General features: G+C 45.3%; 18 protein-coding genes. 12 read left to right on the plus strand and 6 right to left on the minus strand.

Going from position 1 to position 21,654, the window contains the following annotated elements; translation table 11 throughout:
- Positions 1 to 11 precede the first annotated feature (11 nt).
- The 10 genes from QWZ05_RS19235 to nspC all read left to right on the plus strand — a co-directional run bounded on the left by QWZ05_RS19235 (position 12) and on the right by nspC (position 11,789).
- The gene (locus QWZ05_RS19235; protein WP_290300109.1) at positions 12 to 2,297 is read left to right on the plus strand and encodes a putative monovalent cation/H+ antiporter subunit A; all 2,286 of its coding nucleotides are present in this window, start codon (positions 12 to 14) and stop codon (positions 2,295 to 2,297) included.
- Between the two features lie 2 nt (positions 2,298 to 2,299).
- Positions 2,300 to 2,737, plus strand: coding sequence for a Na+/H+ antiporter subunit B (locus QWZ05_RS19240; protein ID WP_264877360.1), 438 nt, complete (start codon positions 2,300 to 2,302; stop codon positions 2,735 to 2,737).
- Between the two features lies 1 nt (position 2,738).
- Positions 2,739 to 3,092, plus strand: coding sequence for a Na+/H+ antiporter subunit C (locus tag QWZ05_RS19245; protein ID WP_264877361.1), 354 nt, complete (start codon positions 2,739 to 2,741; stop codon positions 3,090 to 3,092).
- The gene (locus QWZ05_RS19250) at positions 3,089 to 4,573 is read left to right on the plus strand and encodes a Na+/H+ antiporter subunit D (RefSeq protein WP_290300111.1); all 1,485 of its coding nucleotides are present in this window, start codon (positions 3,089 to 3,091) and stop codon (positions 4,571 to 4,573) included. Before QWZ05_RS19245 ends, QWZ05_RS19250 begins: the two co-directional genes overlap by 4 nt.
- Before the next feature lies 1 nt (position 4,574).
- Positions 4,575 to 5,048, plus strand: a complete 474-nt coding sequence (locus QWZ05_RS19255) for a Na+/H+ antiporter subunit E (RefSeq protein ID WP_264877364.1) — start codon at positions 4,575 to 4,577, stop codon at positions 5,046 to 5,048.
- A gap of 5 nt (positions 5,049 to 5,053) precedes the next feature.
- Positions 5,054 to 5,329, plus strand: a complete 276-nt coding sequence (locus tag QWZ05_RS19260) for a cation:proton antiporter (protein WP_264877365.1) — start codon at positions 5,054 to 5,056, stop codon at positions 5,327 to 5,329.
- Positions 5,319 to 5,708 carry a monovalent cation/H(+) antiporter subunit G gene (gene mnhG, locus QWZ05_RS19265; protein WP_264877366.1) on the plus strand — a complete coding sequence of 130 codons (390 nt, stop codon included), beginning with the start codon at positions 5,319 to 5,321 and terminating at the stop codon, positions 5,706 to 5,708. The genes QWZ05_RS19260 and mnhG overlap by 11 nt, the downstream gene beginning before the upstream one ends.
- Positions 5,709 to 6,251: 543 nt before the next feature.
- Positions 6,252 to 9,152, plus strand: coding sequence for a pyridoxal phosphate-dependent class III aminotransferase (locus QWZ05_RS19270; RefSeq protein ID WP_264877368.1), 2,901 nt, complete (start codon positions 6,252 to 6,254; stop codon positions 9,150 to 9,152).
- A gap of 13 nt (positions 9,153 to 9,165) precedes the next feature.
- Positions 9,166 to 10,419 carry a carboxynorspermidine synthase gene (locus QWZ05_RS19275; protein WP_264877369.1) on the plus strand — a complete coding sequence of 418 codons (1,254 nt, stop codon included), beginning with the start codon at positions 9,166 to 9,168 and terminating at the stop codon, positions 10,417 to 10,419.
- A gap of 236 nt (positions 10,420 to 10,655) precedes the next feature.
- A complete protein-coding gene (gene nspC / locus QWZ05_RS19280) occupies positions 10,656 to 11,789 on the plus strand; it encodes a carboxynorspermidine decarboxylase (protein ID WP_264877370.1) in 1,134 nt (377 codons plus the stop codon).
- A 62-nt stretch (positions 11,790 to 11,851) separates the two neighbouring features.
- Here nspC and QWZ05_RS19285 read toward each other — a convergent pair whose 3' ends face one another.
- Complete coding sequence (locus tag QWZ05_RS19285; protein WP_264877371.1) at positions 11,852 to 12,364, minus strand: glycine cleavage system transcriptional repressor; 513 nt, start codon at positions 12,362 to 12,364, stop codon at positions 11,852 to 11,854.
- A 253-nt stretch (positions 12,365 to 12,617) separates the two neighbouring features.
- Positions 12,618 to 13,496: a DUF3943 domain-containing protein gene (locus QWZ05_RS19290; protein WP_390216483.1), complete on the minus strand. Its 879-nt coding sequence runs from the start codon at positions 13,494 to 13,496 to the stop codon at positions 12,618 to 12,620.
- 444 nt (positions 13,497 to 13,940) lie between these two features.
- Between QWZ05_RS19290 and QWZ05_RS19295 the strand changes: the two genes are divergently transcribed.
- Entirely contained in the window at positions 13,941 to 15,182 is a 1,242-nt protein-coding gene (locus QWZ05_RS19295) for a CinA family nicotinamide mononucleotide deamidase-related protein (RefSeq protein ID WP_290300117.1), read from the plus strand.
- A gap of 78 nt (positions 15,183 to 15,260) precedes the next feature.
- Here the strand turns inward: QWZ05_RS19295 and QWZ05_RS19300 are convergent, their stop codons facing one another.
- Entirely contained in the window at positions 15,261 to 16,583 is a 1,323-nt protein-coding gene (locus QWZ05_RS19300; RefSeq protein WP_290300119.1) for an MATE family efflux transporter, read from the minus strand.
- Positions 16,584 to 16,687: 104 nt separating this feature from the next.
- On the opposite strand from QWZ05_RS19300, the gene QWZ05_RS19305 reads away from it, so the two are divergent.
- Entirely contained in the window at positions 16,688 to 17,629 is a 942-nt protein-coding gene (locus QWZ05_RS19305; RefSeq protein WP_290300837.1) for a LysR family transcriptional regulator, read from the plus strand.
- A gap of 67 nt (positions 17,630 to 17,696) precedes the next feature.
- Here the strand turns inward: QWZ05_RS19305 and QWZ05_RS19310 are convergent, their stop codons facing one another.
- The 3 genes from QWZ05_RS19310 to nrdA form a co-directional block, all read right to left on the minus strand.
- A complete protein-coding gene (locus QWZ05_RS19310; protein WP_290300121.1) occupies positions 17,697 to 17,975 on the minus strand; it encodes a 2Fe-2S iron-sulfur cluster-binding protein in 279 nt (92 codons plus the stop codon).
- Positions 17,975 to 19,108, minus strand: coding sequence for a class Ia ribonucleoside-diphosphate reductase subunit beta (gene nrdB, locus QWZ05_RS19315; RefSeq protein ID WP_264877380.1), 1,134 nt, complete (start codon positions 19,106 to 19,108; stop codon positions 17,975 to 17,977). Before nrdB ends, QWZ05_RS19310 begins: the two co-directional genes overlap by 1 nt.
- A gap of 80 nt (positions 19,109 to 19,188) precedes the next feature.
- Positions 19,189 to 21,471: a class 1a ribonucleoside-diphosphate reductase subunit alpha gene (gene nrdA, locus QWZ05_RS19320; RefSeq protein ID WP_290300124.1), complete on the minus strand. Its 2,283-nt coding sequence runs from the start codon at positions 21,469 to 21,471 to the stop codon at positions 19,189 to 19,191.
- Between the last annotated feature and the right edge of the window lie 183 nt (positions 21,472 to 21,654).

Raw genomic sequence — 21,654 nt, forward strand, 5'->3', positions numbered from 1 at the left:
GGCTTTCATTAATGCTGTTTGCAGTTCTGTCAGGATTTATTCTGGCGGGGTTCGTACCTTGGCTTTTTAAGCATTTTGGAGAACGAACCAGTAAGTTGCTCGCAATACTGCCAGCGACACTTTTTGTCTATTTTGCAAATTACCTTCCTGTTGTAACAGGGCAGGGACCACTTCTCATCAGCTACGAATGGGTACCTTCTCTCGGTATCAGTTTGGATTTTTGGCTAGATGGTCTGAGTCTGATGTTCGCGTTGTTGATTTCAGGTATTGGCTTTTTTGTCATCATTTATGCGGGTAGTTACCTCGCAAATAAACCTGATCAGCGTAAACTACTCACTTACCTGATGGCTTTCATGGGCGCTATGCTAGGGATTGTGCTATCCAACAACCTGATTGCGATGTTCGTGTTCTGGGAGCTCACCAGTATCACTTCTTACATGCTAATCGGTTACTATCACGAAAAAGAGTCGTCGCGAAAGTCTGCACTTCAAGGCCTTTTCGTTACGGTTGGTGGAGGTCTAGCGTTACTTGCGGGCATCATCATGCTAGGCATGATGGCTGGCACGTATGAGATCAGTGAAATCCTCTCACAAGGTACGAGCCTTCAGTCGCATGCACTGTTTACAGTGATGATGTTGGCAGTCCTTGGTGGCACGTTCACCAAGTCGGCACAATTCCCATTCCATTTTTGGCTACCGAACGCAATGGCAGCACCAACGCCAGTGAGTTCATACCTTCACTCTGCAACCATGGTGAAAGCCGGTGTGTATTTGATGGCGCGTCTTCAGCCAACGATGGCAGGCCACGACACATGGACCATGCTACTCTCTGGTATCGGTGCCATTACGATGTTGCTAGGCGCTGCAATGGCGGTGACGAGTACCGATCTCAAAAAGATTCTTGCATACTCCACCATTATGGCACTGGGTACGTTGACTATGTTGATCGGTATCGGCACTGAAGCGGCTCTTGTTGCGGCAATGGTGTTCTTACTAGGTCACGCCTTGTATAAAGGTGCGCTGTTCATGGCGGCCGGTACGATAGACCACGAGACAGGTACAAAAGATGTACGCGAACTTGGCGGTTTACGTAAAGCTATGCCTTATACTGCGGCATTCATGTCATTAGCTGCGCTAGCTCTTGCTGGTGTCCCACCTCTATTTGGCTTCATTGGTAAAGAGATGATGCTAGAGGGCGTATTATCAAGTCCTTGGGCTGCTGTTCTTGCATTCATGGCATTACTCACGTCAATCTTCATTGTCGCATGTGCGTGTTTGTTAGTGATTAAGCCGTTCTGGGGTGAGAAAAAATCGACGCCGAAAGCGGCTCACGAAGCGCCAATGGGCATGCGTTTAGGCTTCACAATTCTATCCGTTGTTGGTTTGATCTTTGGTCTGTTGCCAAGTCTAGTATCGCCACTGCTAACCTCTGCAGCTAACGCGGTATCTGGCTACGAAGTATCGGATATCGACTTGGCGTTGTGGCATGGTTTTAATATCCCATTGATGATGAGCCTATTGGCTCTTGGTCTTGGTTACTTGCTGTTCAAGAACTGGGATAGACTTGGTCCTAAAGCATCAAAAGCGAAGCCAATGCTTAAGTACGGTCCAGAAAGTGGCTATTTCATCTTCATGGATAACATGGTTAAGTTCGCTAAATGGAGTACGGCTAAGCTGCAAAACGGCTATATGTCGAACTACATTCTGACTATTTTCTTAACCACAATCGCTCTTGTGGGGTACACCATGTACACCAAAGTCGGTTTCCATTGGGATCTAGACTTCTCTGACGTGACATTGAAAGAAGTCGGAGTGTCAATCCTTATTATCTCTGTGATTACATTTGCGTGTACTACATCAGTACGATTGAGCTCTGTTGCGGCCATTGGCGCGTTAGGCTTTGCTATGGCACTGATCTACGTGTTCTTTAGTGCACCAGATTTGGCGATTACTCAGGTTCTGATCGAAACCCTAACGGTCATCATGCTGGTATTAGTACTGTTCAAGCTGCCTAAATTCCAAAAGCTATCCAGTTCCGATGTTCGCTGGCGAGATTGCGCAGTCGCGATTCTATTTGGTGCAATGATGGCAACGCTATTGATGACGGTAGTTCATTTCGCAATGCCAGGTGGTATTAGCGAATACCTAATCGAAAACAGTTACCCAATAGCCAAAGGTCGTAACATTGTGAACGTAATTCTTGTGGATTACCGTGCACTGGATACCTTGGGTGAAATCTTCGTGCTATCGCTTGCTGCGATTGGTGTTACCGCAATGCTAAGAACGAAGAAGGATTAGTCATGAACAATACAGGTACTTCTCTTATTCTGCAGGTGATCGCGCGCTTCTTGCTACCGATGTTACTGCTGTTTTCTGTGTTCTTACTTCTACGTGGACACGACGAGCCGGGTGGTGGTTTCATTGCCGGACTTGTGGCTTCAGCAGCATTTGCTCTGCACTTGTTTGCTTTTGATGCCACTCAGACACGTAAGCTGATTGGTATCGATAGCTCTTACCTAATGGGCGGCGGTCTGATTATCGCGACCTTGAGTGGTTTTGTCGGCGTTATCAAATCAGGCAGCACCTTCTTAAGTGCAGTGTGGTGGTATGTGCACGTTCCCGGTTTAGGTGAGCTCAAACTCAGTACACCACTGATTTTTGATATCGGTGTTTACCTTGTAGTAGTCGGCATGGTAACGACACTTCTATTCTCTCTTGCGCAGTTGGAGGAAGAGTAATATGACCACTCTATTTGCCTTTGTTATTGGTGCGCTTTACGCAGCAGCGTTATACATGATGCTTCGTCGCAGTGTGGTAAAACTCGTGATCGGTTTGATGATTCTGTCCAACGCGACCAACTTGTTGATCTTCACGGGCGGTGGCCTTGTACGCGGAGCGCCACCACTGATTCCAGAGGGACTCTATGCTCCGGTTGGTCAGATAGCTGACCCACTACCGCAGGCATTGATTCTTACTGCCATTGTAATCAGTTTTGGTGTTTTGGCGTTTGCAGTTGTACTGATTAAACGCGCTTACAAAGTCATTGGCGCTGACGATATGAACGAAATGAAGAGTACAGATTCACAACTATGATGTTATTAATGCCAGTACTGATCCCGATGTTGGCCGCTGCGTTATCTATGACGCTGTGGAAACATCAAACGTTGCAACGCTGGATCAGTGTGTTCTCTAACTTTGCGTTGCTTATTGCTGCTGTGACTCTGTTCACGACAGTTTATAACGATGGTATTCAAGTCGTGACATTGGGTGATTGGGAAGCGCCATACGGTATTTCTCTCGTTGCCGATTTGTTGGCGGTCATTATGGTGACTGTGTCAGCAGTGGTAGCGTTTTGTATCTCAATATACGCGCTAGCGACGATGACTAAAGAGCATGAGAAGTTCGGCTTCTATCCGCTGCTTCATCTTATGCTTGCTGGTGTTATCGGCTCGTTTCTGACAGGTGATATTTTCAACCTGTATGTTTGGTTTGAAATCATGTTGGTCGCTTCTTTTGGTTTGCTTATCCTTGGTGGTGAGCGTAGCCAGATGGAAGGGGCATTGAAGTACGTAACTCTAAACCTACTGTCATCAGCACTGTTCTTGAGTGCGATCGGTTTGCTCTATGCTTACGCAGGCACTCTGAACATGGCTGATTTAGGCCAGAAGCTTGCGATGTCAGACAACCCAGAAGTGGTTACGGTTATTTCACTGTTGTTCTTGATTGCGTTTGGTATCAAAGCGGCAGCGTTCCCGTTGTTCTTCTGGCTACCAGCATCTTACCACACACCACCAGTGGCGATTTCTGCCGTATTCGCGGGTCTATTGACGAAAGTCGGTGTCTACGCGCTTTACCGTGTATTTAGTGTTATCTTCATTGGTGACATTGCCTTTACGCACAGCAACTTGCTGATGTGGATGGGTATTTTCACTATGGTGACAGGCGTTTTAGGTGCCGCAGCTCAGTTTGAAGTACGTCGTATCTTATCGTTCCACATTGTGAGTCAGATCGGTTACATGATCTTAGGTCTAGCTTTGTTCACTCCATTAGCGATTCTTGGCGGTGTGTTCTATCTATTCCACCATATTGTAGTGAAAACTAACCTGTTCTTAATTGGTGGTGTGATGCACCGCCTGCATGGCACCTATGATTTGTCTCGTCTTGGTGGCTTGTATAAGTCAAAGCCATTCTTAGCGATCTTGTTTGCGGTGCCAGCGATGTCTCTCGCCGGTATTCCACCACTGTCAGGCTTCTTCGCTAAGATTAAAGCAGGTATCGAAGCTGAAGCTTGGATTGGCGTTGTCGCCTCTTTGGCGGTTGGTCTACTAACGATGTACTCAATGATCAAAATCTGGGCTGAAGCATTTTGGAAGAAATTGCCAGAACAAGCAGAAACGCTTGCACCTCTATCTGATTCAGAGCGTTTCTGCCTGTATTTACCAATCATTTTGATGGCGGCGATCACCGTGACTATTGGTATTAATGCAGAGTGGTTTGTTAATCTAGCAAGTATGACGGCTGATCAAATCCTTGATCCGCAACAGTACATCCAAGCTGTGTTAGGAGGTCAATAAGATGAAAGCATTTGGCTGGAATATGATGCTAGCACTCGCATGGGTAGTGCTATCAGGCTCCTATACGTTTTCGAACCTGTTTGGCGGTATGTTACTTAGCTACTGTGTATTGGCGTATGTGCTACGTGACCGCCCAGCGTTTGAACTGTATTTCGGTAAGTTCCCTAAAATGGTGAAGTTCGTATTGTTCTTCATCTGGGACCTTATCAAATCAAACGCTCGTGTCGCTTATGACGTGCTAACCCCGACGCACTTGATGAAACCAGCAGTGATTGCCGTCCCGCTTGATATAAAGAGTGACGCAGGCATTACGGTATTCTCTAACTTGATCACAGTAACGCCAGGCTCGCTTGCACTAGATGTATCAACCGACAAGAAAGTACTGTTTGTCCATTTGATGTATTTCGAAGACGAGCAGATTCATGTCGCGGAATTGAAGCGTCTTGAAGCAATGGTTATGGAAATCTTGGAGTAAGAGTAATGATTGAAACGGTATATACAGTCTGTTTTATGATGTTGATTTTAGCGCTCTTGCTATCGTCAATTCGTCTATTGAAAGGGCCATCTTTGCCTGACCGCGTTGTTGCGCTAGAGCTGATGGCATCACTAACGGTTGGTTTGGTTGTGCTGTACAGTGTGGCTTATGACGAGCCTAAGTTTATCGATGTGGCGATTGTGCTCGCACTGACATCATTCTTAGCGGCGGTGGGTTTCTCTGCTTTCCTAGAAAAACGAGGTATGCGTGATGATGATTGATTTCTTTGTAGCGGTATTTGCGTTGACGGGCTCTTTTCTCATGTTGCTTGCGAGTATCGGTCTGAACCGTATGCCTGACTTATTGACACGCATGCACGCAACTACTAAAGCAGGTGCTTTGGGTGTTGGCTTGCTCGTGATCGCCTTCGCGATTGTGTTCTGGGAGGATACCTCGATCATCGTGCGTGCTGGCGCAGTGGTTGTGTTTATCATGGTCACGGCACCTATCGCTGCGCACGTTCTGGCTCGTACCAGCTATTTTGTTGGTGTAGAGGTCTGGGAAGGCACAGTGAAAGACGCGATTAAAGAGCAATACGATATGGATACACACCAGCTGTCGAGTAAGAATTGCACTAAAGATCAATCAACTCCACAGTAAACATCGTTGTTCATATAATCGGTGTTAAGTATCAACGATAAAATGGCAGGCTATAGAGTCTGCCGTTTTTTATATGAAAACCATGACATGTACCACTTAAAAAGGCAGTTTTGTCATGCAATTTTAGTTGCCAAGTGGCGCATTTTTATGGTATTTTCGCGCCCAATCTCGGACTGTTGAGACAAATGTCAATTCTGGGGGATACGCGTAGTGACCATTCAAGCTGATTGTGACGCTGCGTAGGGTAGGTATCGGTAAAGCGGTTACCGATAGACGGGATACTAGTGTTGCTAGAAGGCAACATGTTAATGGGAAACCCAACATTGAATTCACAAACTAACGACACATTAATCAGCTCCATTCCTTTTCAATGTCCAGTATTGCAAACCGGCAATATCACGGAACCTTGAGCTCAATTTAAGTCAGCCACGTTTTAGTGGGTCATGCGCTTTGTTGTTTTTACAGCAAGGGCGTTGTCTAGTTTTAGCCGTCTAGGGATTAAGACCGGCTTATGTTGGATTTTCTCGATTCAAGGTAAAATTAATGAGCACAGCCTTTGAAGTCGATACCAGTATCGCAAGCAATTTTTCTTCTCAAGTGCCTGTCGTTGAAGGCACTTATGATTTAACTCTAGATTCAGTGTTGCTTGAGCAGCAAGAGCACGAGTCTGAAGTTCGTTCTTACCCACGTCGACTACCAATCGCGATTAAAAAAGCGTACGGTGCATTGGTCGAAGATACGCGTGGTCAGATCTTCCTAGATTGTCTTGCTGGCGCAGGTACGCTAGCAATGGGTTATAACCACCCAGAAATCAATCAAGCATTAAAAGATCAGTTAGATTCAGGTTTACCATATCAAACACTCGATATTACGACCGAAGCCAAAGCTAATTTTATCCGCCGTGTTAAAGCTTTCCTTCCAGAAGACTTTGCGAAAGATTCTGCTATCCAGTTCTGTGGCCCATCGGGTGCCGACGCTGTTGAAGCTGCGATTAAACTGGCTAAGCAAACCACAGGCCGTAATACTATGTTTGCCTTCCGTGGTGCTTACCACGGCATGACGAACGGTACTATGGGTATGATGGGTAACCTAGGCACGAAAGCACGTCGTACTGGCCTGATGTCAGATGTACACTTTATGCCGTTCCCATACAGCCTACGTTGTCCGTTCGGTCTCGGTGGTGAAGAAGGTGCAAAAGCCAATATTCGCTATATTGAACGTCTACTGAACGACGATGAAGCTGGCATCATGAAGCCTGCTGCCATCATTGTTGAACCTGTACAAGGTGAAGGTGGCGTTATCCCAGCGCCGGCACAATGGTTACGTGAGCTACGTCGTATCTGTGACGAGCACGAAATCCTGCTTATTCTGGATGAAATCCAGTGTGGTGTGGGTAAAACTGGCTACCGTTTTGCTTTTGAAGAAGCGGGAATTAGCCCAGATATTTTGTGTCTTTCAAAGGCCATTGGTGGTGGTATGCCAATGTCGATTCTTGTTTTCAATAAGAAAGTCGATACTTGGCGCCCAGGCGAGCACACGGGTACGTTCCGTGGTAACCAACTTGCTATGGTTTCGGGTGCAAAAGCGCTTGAAATCATCGAGCGTGACAACCTTGTAGAGCATGCCAATATTGCAGGTCAATACCTGCGCTTAGGTCTAGAGAACATTCAGAAACGCGTAAACTGCATTGCAGAAGTTCGTGGTAAAGGCCTGATGCTAGGTGTAGAGATCAAAAAGCCAAATGGTGAGCTGAACAAATTTGGTGAGCCTGCATCTGATGGTGATTTGACGCTGAAGATCCAACGCGCGGCACTTGAGCGTGGTTTGATGGTAGAGAAGGGTGGCCGTGATGGCTCTGTTATTCGCTTCTTACCGCCACTCATCATCTCTTTTGAGCAGATTGATTTTGCATTGCGCACGCTAGAAACAGCAATGCTTGCTTCTGGAGCTGAATTGGTTGAAGAACCGGCAGATAATGCTAAGTGGAAGAAGCACTTTATTCATACTGGCGCTGCTGGCGCGGATGAGTTTGCTTCTGTAATGAATCACACCACAAGCGCGATGAAAGAGATTTTCGAGCAAGTTGAGAAGCCATACTCAGGTATGGACCCTAAAGCGCTTGAAGCACAAATCAATGCGGTAAACCTTGATGTTTCGGACAAAAGCCTTAAAGACGTGATTGATAGTACCAGTGATCTGGTCGCTAAAAATGCCATCTTTACTCAGCACCCGAACTGCATTGCGCACTTACATACACCACCACTCATGCCATCTGTCGCGGCAGAAGCGATGATCGGTGCGTTGAACCAGTCGATGGACTCTTGGGATCAAGCGTCTTCAGCTACTTATGTTGAACAAAAAGTGGTGAACTGGCTATGTGACAAGTACGAGCTAGGTACACACTCAGATGGCATCATGACCAGTGGTGGCACGCAAAGCAACCAAATGGGCTTGATGTTGGCGCGCGACTGGATTGCTGACAAATTAAGTGGTCATTCGATTCAAAAGCTGGGCCTACCAGATTACGCTGACAAGCTACGTATTGTGTGTTCTGAAAATGCTCACTTCACTGTACAGAAGTCAGCATCGTGGATGGGACTGGGTGAAAAAGCGGTTCTGTCCGTACCAGCAAACATTGACGGCACGATGAAGGCAGAGTTAATTGAGCAAACCGTTGCAGACGCAAAAGCACAAGGATTGATTCCTTTTGCGATTGTAGGCACTGCAGGTACAACTGACCACGGTGCGATTGATAACCTAAATGTTATTGCTGATGTGGCAGCGCAACATGAGCTGTGGATGCATGTTGATAGCGCATACGGTGGCGCACTTATTCTAAGTGGCTCTAAAGCTCGTTTAGCGGGTATTGAGCGTGCAAGTTCAGTGAGTGTTGATTTCCACAAACTGTTCTTCCAAACCATCAGCTGTGGTGCGCTATTGGTGAATGACAAAGCGAACTTTAAGTTTCTGCTTCACCATGCTGACTACTTAAATCGCGAGCACGATGAACTGCCAAATTTGGTGGATAAGTCGATTGCAACGACTAAGCGATTTGACGCGCTGAAAGTGTTTATGACGATGCAAAGTGTGGGGCCTCAAGCTCTAGGTGAGATGTACGATCACTTGCTAGAGCAAACACAGCAAGTCGCCGATATGGTAGACGCACACAGCAGCTTTGAATTATTGGCTCGTCCGTCACTGTCAACCGTGTTGTTCCGTACAACACTGGGCACAGACGCTGGCATGGACAAGCTCAACCAAAAAGTGAGAATCGAGGCACTGGTACGCGGCATTGCAGTATTAGGTGAAACAGTGATTGGTGGTAAATCAGCACTGAAATTTACGATTCTAAACCCAACATTGTCTCTATCAGACTTTGAAAAATTACTCCAAGAAATCAACCAACTCGCGGTTGAACTTCTTAGCAACCAGACTGAAAAATAAGGTAGACGAAACTATGGCAATTCTACAGATTGGTGCAGGTGGCGTTGGCTGGGTAGTCGCGCATAAGGCAGCTCAAAACAACGACGTACTTGGTGATATCACAATTGCTTCACGCACTATCGGTAAGTGTGAGAAGATCATCGAGTCTATTCAGAAGAAAAACAACCTGAAAGACACCACTAAGAAACTAGAAGCACGCGCTGTAAATGCTGATGACGTGGATGCACTCGTCGCGCTAATTAAAGAAGTCCAGCCTGATCTTGTGATCAATGCGGGTCCTCCTTGGGTAAACATGACCATCATGGAAGCGTGTTACCAAGCGAAGGTAAACTACCTAGATACTTCAGTTGCGGTTGACCTATGTTCTGAAGGTCAACAGGTGCCACAAGCTTACGATTGGCAGTGGGGTTACCGTGAGAAGTTCGCAGAAGCGGGCATCACTGGTATTCTTGGTGCTGGCTTCGATCCAGGTGTGGTTTCAGTATTTGCGGCTTATGCCGTGAAACACTTGTTCGATGAGATCGATACTATCGATGTTATGGATGTGAACGCTGGCGACCACGGCAAGAAGTTTGCGACTAACTTTGACCCAGAAACAAACATGTTAGAGATCCAAGGTGACTCTTTCTACTGGGAAAACCAAGAGTGGAAGCAAGTGCCTTGTCACTCGCGTATGCTTGAGTTTGATTTCCCTAACTGTGGTACTCATAAAGTTTACTCAATGGCGCACGATGAAGTTCGTTCAATGCAGGAGTTCATTCCAGCAAAACGTATCGAATTCTGGATGGGTTTTGGTGATAAGTACCTAAACTACTTCAACTGTATGCGTGATATTGGTCTATTGAGCCCAGATCCGCTAACACTGCACGATGGCACAGTCGTTCAGCCTCTACACGTGCTTAAAGCGTTGCTACCAGATCCAACGTCACTGGCGCCGGGCTACACAGGCCTAACGTGTATCGGTACTTGGGTACAAGGTAAGAAGGATGGTAAAGAGCGTAGCGTATTCATTTACAACAACGCTGACCATGAAGTGGCATATGAAGATGTTGAGCACCAAGCAATCTCTTACACTACAGGTGTACCAGCGATAACTGCAGCTCTACAATTCTTCCGTGGCAAGTGGGCTGATAAAGGCGTGTTCAACATGGAACAGCTTGACCCAGATCCGTTCTTAGAAACTATGCCGGAAATTGGTCTAGATTGGCATGTACAAGAGCTTGAAGCAGGCCAAGGTCTTCCATTGATTCACGAGTTAAACAAGTAATTTTTTAGTCTAAACTTGGATCAATAGATTGAGCAGTCATGGTTTCCCGTGGCTGCTTTTGTTGTATTTTGGGCTGATATACAGATGAATGGTTTTCATTCGAGGAAGACCATTTAACCCCTCCCAGCCTCCCCTTGAAAAGGGGAGGGGCAAAGAGCGAAAGAATTGTCCTCCACCTTTTCAAGGGGGAGCTAGAGGGGGTTAGCAGCTATAAGAGCTACAGTTGATGGTTAATTATGAACAAACAAAACCTTAAAACGCCGTATTTCATGATCAACGAAGATAAGTTGATTGCGAACCTCGAGAAAGCTAAACACCTGAAAGAGATTTCAGGCGTAAAGCTTGTTCTTGCATTGAAATGTTTCTCTACTTGGGGTGTCTTTGACATCATCAAACCCTATCTTGATGGCACCACAAGCTCTGGTCCATTTGAAGTAAAGCTGGGCCATGAAACCTTTGGTGGTGAAACTCACGCCTACAGTGTTGGCTACAGTGAAGATGACGTGCGTGAAGTGGCAGATATTTGCGACAAAATGATCTTTAACTCGCAGTCTCAACTTGCTGCATATCGCCATATTGTTGAGGGTAAAGCGTCACTTGGTTTGCGTTTAAACCCGGGTGTGAGCTATGCAGGTCAAGATCTAGCCAATCCTGCACGCCAGTTTTCACGCCTTGGCGTTCAAGCGAACCACATCCAACCCGAGGTTTTCGACTCTATCAATGGTGTGATGTTCCACATGAACTGTGAGAACAAAGATGTTGATGCGTTTATTGGCCTTTTGGATTCAATCTCAGAGCAGTTTGGTGATCACCTCGATAAACTAGATTGGGTTAGTCTTGGTGGCGGCGTATTCTTTACATGGCCGGGGTACGATATAGAGAAGTTAGGCGCTGCTCTAAAAGCGTTTTCTGACAAGCATGGTGTTCAACTTTACCTAGAACCGGGTGAAGCCATCATTACTAAGACAACTGACTTAGTCGTGACCGTGGTTGATATTGTAGAAAACGTGAAGAAAACAGCGATTGTAGATTCTGCAACGGAAGCTCACCGTCTTGATACACTGATTTACGATGAGCCAGCTTCGATTCTTGAGTCGGTAGAGGGTGGTGAACATGAATACGTTATCGGTTCATGCTCATGTCTAGCAGGCGATCAGTTCTGTGAAGCGGGCTTTGATAAACCACTAGAGATCGGTCAGCGTCTACACATCATGGATAGTGCGGGCTATACCATGGTGAAACTGAACTGGTTCAATGGCTTGCGTATGCCGTCGGTATACTGCGAACGTAGTAATGGTGATATTCAAAAACTGAACGAGTTTGATTATAACGACTTCAAGCGTTCGTTATCACAGTGGTCTGTGAAATAAAATAATCGAAAACGGCATGCCTTCAAGCATGCCGTTTTATTTTCAACTCAATTAAATTGTGACTATGACTCTAAAATCACACGAGTATCGTCACTCAACATCTCTAAGTCTTTAGTTACATCTTCAATATCAAGTTCAGGGGAGAGTTTCAATGCCATATTGGCACTAAACAGACTTGAACTGACACCTCCGCCCCCGGCAACAAATACGCGATGACAATCCATGTCGAGTATCGAAATACCCTTTGCATCAAGCACGTGAGTAATTTCATTGACGATACCAGCGCGGTCGTTCGAGTCGAGTCGCACTTGATGGATAGTGTCTGCTTTACCAATATGTGCATCAGTATCTTGTATTTGCACTAACAGGCCAGGGTGACCTTGGAATGCCTCTTTCACTGTTGATTCATTGGCTTTGGGTACTTCAACTTTGATAACTGCAGCGACGTTATCTTCAATAAAGTTCACTTTACTGATCAACCATTTGCCATCGTTTTCATGAGTGACTGCTGCAAGTTGTTTGATAGTAGAAGGTTTTGCAGTGCCGACAAAGTTAACAATAAATGTACTGTTCATATTGGCCTCCTGGACATAGATACTTCGTGCCTTAAGCGAAAACCAAACGTTTGAAAATCGCGTTACAAGGACTCGTACGGGTATGTTTCTAGTGTAGAGAGCTGAACAGATAAATGTATGATAAAGGTCAAGAATTTAAAGTCAGACAAAAATAGATGTAAAAAAATATTAACATGTGCACAATTTGAGACACAAAAAAGCGGCTTAACAAGCCGCTTTGATAAGATAATTAATTGAATCTAAGAAGATTAACTTACTTGAAGTAAACCTTTAGCTCTACGCCGTAAAACTGAGAGTCGTAAGACGCTCCTGAATCCATAGCGAATTTTGCGGCTTGCTCATTACCAAACCATGGTGAGTGATTGAATTGAAAATCAGCACTTCCACCCCATGCATTTGAAACCCAACCGTGAATGTGGCCCACAGGGTTTAAGAAGAACAGAGTGAAATCGCCCATACCTTTTGAGCCCATGACTTCACCACCTGAAGCGACAATATCTTGTTCCGCTTCAAACATCATTTCACCAACAACTGCACCAAAGAACGGTGTGATGAAAAGGTCTTGCCAAGAGGGAACTTCTGCAAATGCTTCCACACCGAATTCCCAGAAGAACGTCGACATAGAGGCTGAATACAAGAAGGACTCAAACTCATTAAAGCCAGCATGACGTGCAGTCGTGTAGTACACACCACCAAAGTAGGGATGCATTACATAGTTGAGGAAGTGCTCATCGCGATCCCAAACAGGGCCTTCTTTAACATTGTCTTTCCACTTTTTACCGAGATCACTCATGCTTCGTTGATCATCGTCCCACTTAGTAATGGACTCTGGTAATAAGGTCATTAAACCAGCTGTGGCCACACTTAAACCAAGAATGGTGTAGGTTTGGCCCATTAAGTAGTCCCAGTCTTTTTCGTCTTGAACCATGAGGTACTTAGGAAGGGGCGCTTCCTCTTTTTTCAACTCTGGCTCAGAAAGGCTCATTGAATATGGGTCGAGCGTTGGTTGGTAACGGTATGGTTCGGTTTGGTTCCAGCAAGAACCCTGACAATCTACCGTGTAAGAGAATTCGATATGTTGATGCTCATTGAATGAGCTTGCAACAGCAGTAGAAGAAGCAGCAAGCAGCACAGCAGATAGGCTAGTCCTTAACACGAAAACTCCAGGTTATTGATTCGTTATTCTTTAGAAACGAGATTATCTATGAAAGTAGTAAAGATTGGAATCAATTTTTGATTTCAATCACATAACGAGAAACCTGTCAGTTACTTTCATATCAATGTCAAGATTGGGTAAACCCTTAGCGCATGACTATCATAGTAGGCGAATGAGTGGTTCAATCTGTTTTACTTGTTATTTACTGTCCAATGTAAGACTCACGTCACCAATTGCATATAAAGTGCGGTAAACATTAGTGAAAATTATTGGTTGAGTGTTTCATTTAGGTAAACTGTTATTGTTGGCAAGAACAACCTGTGAGATACGTTTGCGGTGGGGCTCAATCTTTTATGAGCTGCAATCTAACGGTCTACACAACACTATACTTATAAAAATATACAAGGATTTACGGTCTTCATGACAAAAATAGCAATGCTCAGTACTGGGGAAGAAGTACTTCATGGTGATATTGTTGATACCAATGCTGCTTGGCTTTCTGAATATCTTTTCGAACAGGGTTTAGCCCTTACCAAACGCTCTACTGTAGGGGATCAACTTTCTACATTGATTGAAGAGCTCGTGATGTTGAGCTTTAACAACGATATTGTCATCATCAATGGTGGCCTTGGTCCAACGAGCGATGATATGAGTGCTGAAGCGATTGCCGCGGCGGCAGAAGTCGAGTTAGAACTACACGAACCTTGGGTCACTCATATGGAGACGTTTTTTGCGTCTCGTGGCAAAGTGATGCCAGAGAGTAATATTAAACAAGCCATGCTCCCTGTAGGCTCTGAGCTTATCGATAACCCGATTGGTACCGCTTGTGGTTTTAAGGTCAAGCTTAACGACTGCGATCTCTACTTTACACCGGGTGTACCGCGCGAATTCAAGCAGATGATTCAAAATGAAGTTTGCCCGCGCATGAAAGCCAGCGTGCAAAAGCTTGAACCATTACGATTCAGTCGTTTCTATACCTTCGGTAGCACAGAATCTCAATTATCCGATATTTTAGCCAAGTTTGATTTACCCCCGGGCTACAGCATTGGCTACCGTTCTGCGTTGCCATTTATCGAAGTGAAGTTGATGGGGCCAACGGACAATGTCGAAGTACGTGTAAAACTGGTTCAAATGCTCTATCAATTAATCGCTGATTTTGTCGTCAGTATCGATGAAAAAATGATGGCACATATTGGTCATTTGCTGGTAGAAAAGGGCCTGACGGTATCACTAGCAGAGGAGTCAACCTACGGCTATTTAAGCTACTGGGCAAACTCTGACAAGCAGGCTCAAAGCAAAATTGGCTCAGCATGGGTATTGGGCAGCGACAGCCCTTGCTTAATCAAAGACAATGACCCAATGGCAGCTGCTTTAGCGCTCGCCGCCGCGAGTAAAGAGCGATGTCAAAGTGATATTTCAGTAGTGACAGGTGAACTGGATGGTAAAACGTTCAGTATTGCGATTGCCACGGAACAAGGTGAGTGGGGGCAAGTGTTGAGCTTTAACCGCCAATACAGTGATGAAGATGCACGAGTCGTGATTGCAACGATCGCGATGGACATGCTACGACGCGTGTTATCTGCAACCAATGTGTTCGCCAATTATGCTGCCGTGACACGCTCTAAAGAGCTATTTATTCCGGCTTCAATGCTGACCGAATAATTCAAATACAACCTTGATTTGTTGACTTAGCCCTTTCCATCAGGAGTAATTACCGCTGATGGAAAGGGCTTTTTGCCGTTATAACGTGGCTTTAGACAGTCTTTGTTGCAGCATGATTACCAAAATGACTCCTGTGACCGCAAGGCCAATCCCGATGCCTCCCCAAATACCTGTCAGCCCATAATGCTGTGTCAGATACCAAGCACTTGGAATGCCAAAGCCCCAATAGCCAATTGCTGTCACGACTGTTGGACCTTTAACGATTTTCATACCACGTAACAGGTTGATAGCGAGTAACTGCCATGCATCGACCACAAACGAGATCGCCACAACCCACAATACAGTTTTGAAGAGTAGAGCAGCGCCTTCCCCAGAGTCATTAAGATTGAACATGTTAATGATCACCTCTGGAAACGCGATAAATAGTGCACAGAATACAACGCTCAATACGGTCATCAAGATAAAGCTTTTTAGCGAAGTGGCTTTAATCGCATCGAAATCGTTAGATCCAAATTGTCTTCCCACTAAAATGGCAGCGGCTTGGGAAAAGCCAAAATTAACATTCCATGTGAAGCTTAAACACTGCAAAAGTACTTGATGGATGGCAAGTGCTGTCACACTGATAGTGCCAGCGAGTAATGTTCCACCATATATCAAACCATTTTCCATCAAGGCAGCGAGCATAATAGGCAAGCCTAAACCAATAATTGGCAAGGTGGCATTGATTCGATATTGGCTGAGGTTTTTCCAAGGCACATAGTTTGTATAGCTTGGATGGCGAAACAGCCAATAACCATATCCTGCCATAACGATAAATGCTGACAATGCAGTACCGTAGCCTAAACCCGCCAGCCCTAAGTTCATTGGAAAAGCTAATAGATAGCTTAAAGGGATATTGATCAATACGGTAGCAATCGACATGTACATGACGGAACGAACGTTACCAGTTGCACTGGCTAGCCCACGAAGCACAAGAATAAAAAGTGAAGGTAACATCGCCCATTTAACAGCATCGAGATAAAGCATCGCATCATCGATCACTTCGTAAGGTTGTCCTGCCTTGACAAGAAAGTTCGGCGCCAAATTAAAGAGAAATAGACAACCAAAACTGACAAGCACCGAGACAATGATTCCTCCTTTTACGGTGTGATTGATTTGCGATTCGGCAGCCTCGCGTTGTACGACAAGGCGACCAAAAGAAATAGCAATGAGATTAGCAACACAGCCAACGACACTGGAGACCATAATAAAGACGAAATTATAGACTGACGCGCCCAAGCCGCCAGCCGCAAGTGCACTTACTGACATACGCGACATAAACCAAATATCTGTCAGCACCAATGTCAGAGCAATTAATTGGGAAATAATCAATGGAAAAGCTAAAGAGAGAATGAGTCGCATAAATACCTCTGTGTAGACGTGCGACAAGATACGCTGATGAGCGTTCGCGTTCAATCGACTTTTATGGCACTCTGGTATGAGTTCAAATCATGCGAGAAAGTGATATGTATCGTTTCCTTCCTCATTCGCATAAAGCATTTAGAGTGTTCGAATGCGTGGCAAGACACATGAGTTTCACACACGCTGCACAAGAACTTTATGTGACACAAAGCGCTGTGAGTCGTCAGGTTAAGCAGCTAGAAGAGTTTTTGGGCACAGAGTTGGTAGGGCGCAAGCATCGAAGCATTGAGTTAACAGAGAGAGGCAAATCGCTTTCTAAGCTCTTAGCCACTCAATACACTAACCTCGATCAACTGATTGCGTCTTGGAAATCTGAGATGAATAATCGTATCATTATCAAAGCCTCGTTAAGCTTTGCAACACGATTCCTCATCCCTAAGATCCAATACCTTAATGAAAAATTCCCCGATCATGAAGTGGTTGTCGTGCCAATACTTGAAGACAGCAATGACTTCTCAACCAATGATTGTGACTTATTGATCTCCTGCACTCGATTGCGTCCAGAGGGTGATAACGTGTTTTATCTTCGTGATGAATACATGGCACCGGTCTGTGCAATACCTAGCACTTCACAGGACGTTGAATTAGATTATGTTTTCAGTCAGCCTCGCATCCATGCAACTCAAGATCACTTTGATTGGCATCATTGGATAAAAGTGACTCAATATCCTGATATTCAGCGAGTGCGCCATACAACGTTTTTTACGCTTGAGCTAGCTCTGAGTGCATGTTTGGCGGGGCAGGGAGTGACGGTCACTGATTTAATGTTAATTTTACCGGAGTTGGAGCAAGGGTATCTGACAGCGCCAGTAGGAATGAAAATGACGCATAGTGACTGGCGATATTATTGTCACGTAAAGCATTTTAGCCCGATACTCAAGGAGCTAAGTGACTGGCTAAAAGCGGAAACAGATAATGAAGTCGCACAACTCAAAACATTGATGAACATGCATCGTTGGCAAGTTGTCGGGGAAATCAATCAATAAAAAAGCCGAGCATCTCTGCATTACGTGATATGCATAGATGCTCGGCTGTGTTCAATGGCGACACGCTTTAGGCGGGTACTTTTTTGTGTTGATAACGTACGTTATCGAGCACAATGTCTCCCTTCGCTTTACTGATACAAGCGAGGACTTCCCCGGGATTCGTGTACGCCATAGCAAAACCAACCGACTCTACTTGCCCTTCAGACAGCGTACAGCGACAGGCACCACAATGACCATCACGACAGTGATACTCGGGTTCAAGGCCTGCTTTTTCCATCGCTTCTAACAAGGTGTCTTGAGCTGAAGCTTCAATGGATGTGAGTCGGTTAATTTTGATCGTAGCCATTAAAGCTCAAAGCCCTCAAAGTCATCGGTTGCGACTTCATTGTCAATCTGGCCAACAAGGTATGAGCTGATTTCAGCTTCTTGCGGTGCCACCTGAACATTATCCGAAGACAACCACGCATTGATCCAAGGGATCGGGTTGCTCGTTGCTTCTGGGTAAGCAGAGCCTAAACCAACCGCTTGCATACGGGTGTTGGTAATATACTCAACATATTGACACAAGATATCCTTGTTCAAGCCGATCATTGAGCCATCTTTGAATAGGTATTCAGCCCACTCTTTCTCTTGTTCTGCAGCCGCTTTGAACAGGTCGAAACACTCTTGTTTCGCTTCTTCTGCGATCTGCATGAAGGTAAAGTCGTCTTGACCATTACGAAGCAGATTGATCATGTGTTGCGTACCCGTTAGGTGAAGGGCTTCATCGCGGGCGATCAGCTTGATGATTTTTGCGTTACCTTCCATCAATTCACGCTCGGCGAATGCAAAAGAGCAAGCAAAACTGACGTAAAAACGGATCGCTTCAAGAGCATTTACCGACATCAGACAGATGTACAATTGCTTTTTCAGTTCATAAAGCGAGACCTTGACAGTTTCGCCGTTGATCTGGTGTTCACCTTCGCCATAGCGATGGTAATCATTGCTCATCTCGATTAGTTTGTCGTAGTAGTGAGAGATATCTTCAGCACGCTTTAGGATGTGCTCATTCTCAACGATATCATCGAACACCACTGCTGGGTCGTTAACGATGTTACGGATAATGTGCGTGTAAGAACGTGAGTGGATAGTCTCTGAGAACGACCATGTTTCAATCCATGTTTCCACTTCTGGTAGTGACACCAATGGAAGTAGGGCAACGTTTGGAGAACGGCCTTGGATTGAATCGAGCAGTGTTTGATACTTCAAGTTTGAGATGAAAATGTGTTTCTCATGCTCTGGCAATTTGTTGAAGTCAATACGGTCGCTTGATACGTCGACTTCTTCTGGGCGCCAGAAGAACGAGAGTTGCTTCTCGATTAGCTTCTCGAAGATTTCAAATTTTTGTTGATCGTAACGTGCAACGTTTACCGACTGACCAAGGAACATCGGCTCTTTTAGTTGGTCATTCTTAGTGCGGTTAAAAGTACTGTAAGCCATGGTAGTTTTCTTCCTTTAGTAACCAGCACCGAAGTGCTGGCAACGAGATTACTTTCTTATTGAATGCTGTATGTAGACGATTAAATCTTACAGCCACCGCCAGCACAATCATCATCTTGTGCTTGCACCGCGTCTTTTTGGTCGTCTTTCGCGCCATCACGGGTGTTATGGTAATACAGGGTTTTTACACCAAACTTATACGCTGTCAACAAATCTTGTAGCAGCTTCTTCATCGGTACTTTACCCGTCTCGTAGCGGCTTGGATCATAGTTTGTGTTTGCAGAAATTGCTTGGTCCACAAACTTCTGGATGATACCAACAATATGCAAGTAACCATCGTTGCTACCGATGTCCCACAGCAGCTCATAGTTATCTTTGTATTTCGTAAACTCAGGCACAACCTGCTTTAAGATACCGTCTTTAGACGCCTTAACAGAAACATAGCCACGAGGAGGTTCAATACCGTTAGTCGCATTTGAAATCTGTGAAGAGGTTTCTGAAGGCATCAGTGCGGTAAGTGTTGAGTTACGCAGGCCGTGCTCCATGATCTCTTGACGAAGTGCATCCCAATCGTAGTGCAGTGGCTCATCACAAACGAGGTCGATGTCTTTCTTGTAGGTATCGATTGGCAGTAGGCCTTTTGCGTAGTTTGTCTCATTAAACAGAGGACAAGCACCTTGCTCTTTCGCTAGCTCTACCGATGCTTTAAGCAAGTAGTATTGCATCGCTTCAAAGGTACGGTGAGTCAGGCCATTTGCGCTGCCATCAGAGTATTTCGTTCCGTTCTTCGCTAGATAGTATGCAAAGTTAATCACACCCACGCCAAGTGTACGACGGTTCATTGTTGAACGGTAAGCTGCAGGAAGAGGGTAGTCTTGGTAATCTAGCAGCGCGTCAAGTGCACGAACCACCAGCTCAGATAGCTCTTCAAAGTCATCAAGAGACTCAATCGCACCAAGGTTAAACGCCGATAGCGTACAAAGTGCAATTTCGCCTTCTTCGTCTTCTACGTTTGATAGCGGCTTAGTCGGCAGAGCAATCTCTAGACATAGGTTCGATTGACGAACCGGAGCGACTTTAGCGTCAAATGGGCTGTGAGTATTACAGTGGTCTACGTTTTGTACGTAGATACGACCTGTTGAAGCACGCTCTTGCATTAAGATCGAGAACATCTCCAGTGCCTTCACCGTTTCCTTCTTAATTGAAGGGTCGTTCTCATACTGAACGTAGAGACGCTCAAACTCCGCTTGGTCTTGGAAGAATGCGTCGTAAAGGCCCGGTACGTCCGATGGTGAGAACAGCGTAATGTTGCCACCTTCAACCAGGCGTTGATACATTAGCTTATTGAGCTGTACGCCGTAATCCATATGACGAACACGGTTCTCTTCAACACCACGGTTGTTTTTCAATACCATCAATGACGGTGATTCGCGGTGCCATAATGGGTAGAACACGGTTGCCGCGCCGCCACGAACACCACCTTGAGAACAGCATTTGACCGCTGTTTGGAAATATTTGTAGAACGGGATACAGCCCGTATGGAAAGCTTCCCCACCGCGGATTTCTGAGCCTAGTGCGCGAATGCGACCCGCATTGATACCAATGCCAGCACGCTGAGAAACGTAACGTACGATAGAGCTTGCTGTTGCGTTAATTGAGTCGAGACTATCGCCACACTCAATTAGTACACATGAACTAAACTGACGCGTTGGAGTACGAACACCCGACATAATCGGTGTCGGTAGTGAAATCTTAAACGTCGATGTCGCATCGTAAAAGCGCTTGATATAGCTTAGACGAGTGTCCTTAGGGTAGTTTGCAAACAGACACGCAGAAACCAGCATGTAAAGGAACTGGGCACTTTCGTAGATTTCACCTGAAACGCGGTTTTGTACGAAGTATTTACCTTCTAGCTGTTTAACCGCCGCGTACGAGAAATCTAAATCACGCTTGTGATCAATATAGCAGTCTAACAGCTCAAGTTCTTCTTTGGTGTAGTCTTGTAGCAAGTGTTGATCGTACTTACCCATTTCAACAAGGCGTGCAACGTGCTCGTATAGCTTTGGTGGCTCATATTGGCCGTAAGCTTTTTTACGCAAATGGAAGATGGCAAGGCGAGCAGCAAGATATTGGTAGTCTGGCGTCTCTTCTGAAATGAGATCAGCCGCTGACTTGATTATTGTCTCGTGAATATCAGATGTAGTAATGCCATCGTAGAACTGGATGTGAGCTTTCAGTTCAACCTGAGAAACAGAAACGTTGTTGAGCCCTTCTGCTGCCCAAGTAATCACTCGGTGGATTTTTTCTAAATCGATATTTTCTTTGCGACCGTTACGCTTAGTAACGGTAAGTTGTTGGTTCATTCTTCTTTATTTCCCTAAGAAAACTGATCAAAGCTGAGATTCTGTGTAACTTTTGCATGTATGTGGTTCAACTTTGTGATCATTATCCGCTTTGGCGGTGGTTGAAAACACTACATATAGGGTCTTCACCCTTAGTGGTGTACAAGATAGAGCTATATCTTGTATTTATCAAGAACTCAGACC

Source organism: Vibrio agarivorans (assembly GCF_030409635.1).
Lineage (GTDB): Bacteria > Pseudomonadota > Gammaproteobacteria > Enterobacterales > Vibrionaceae > Vibrio > Vibrio agarivorans.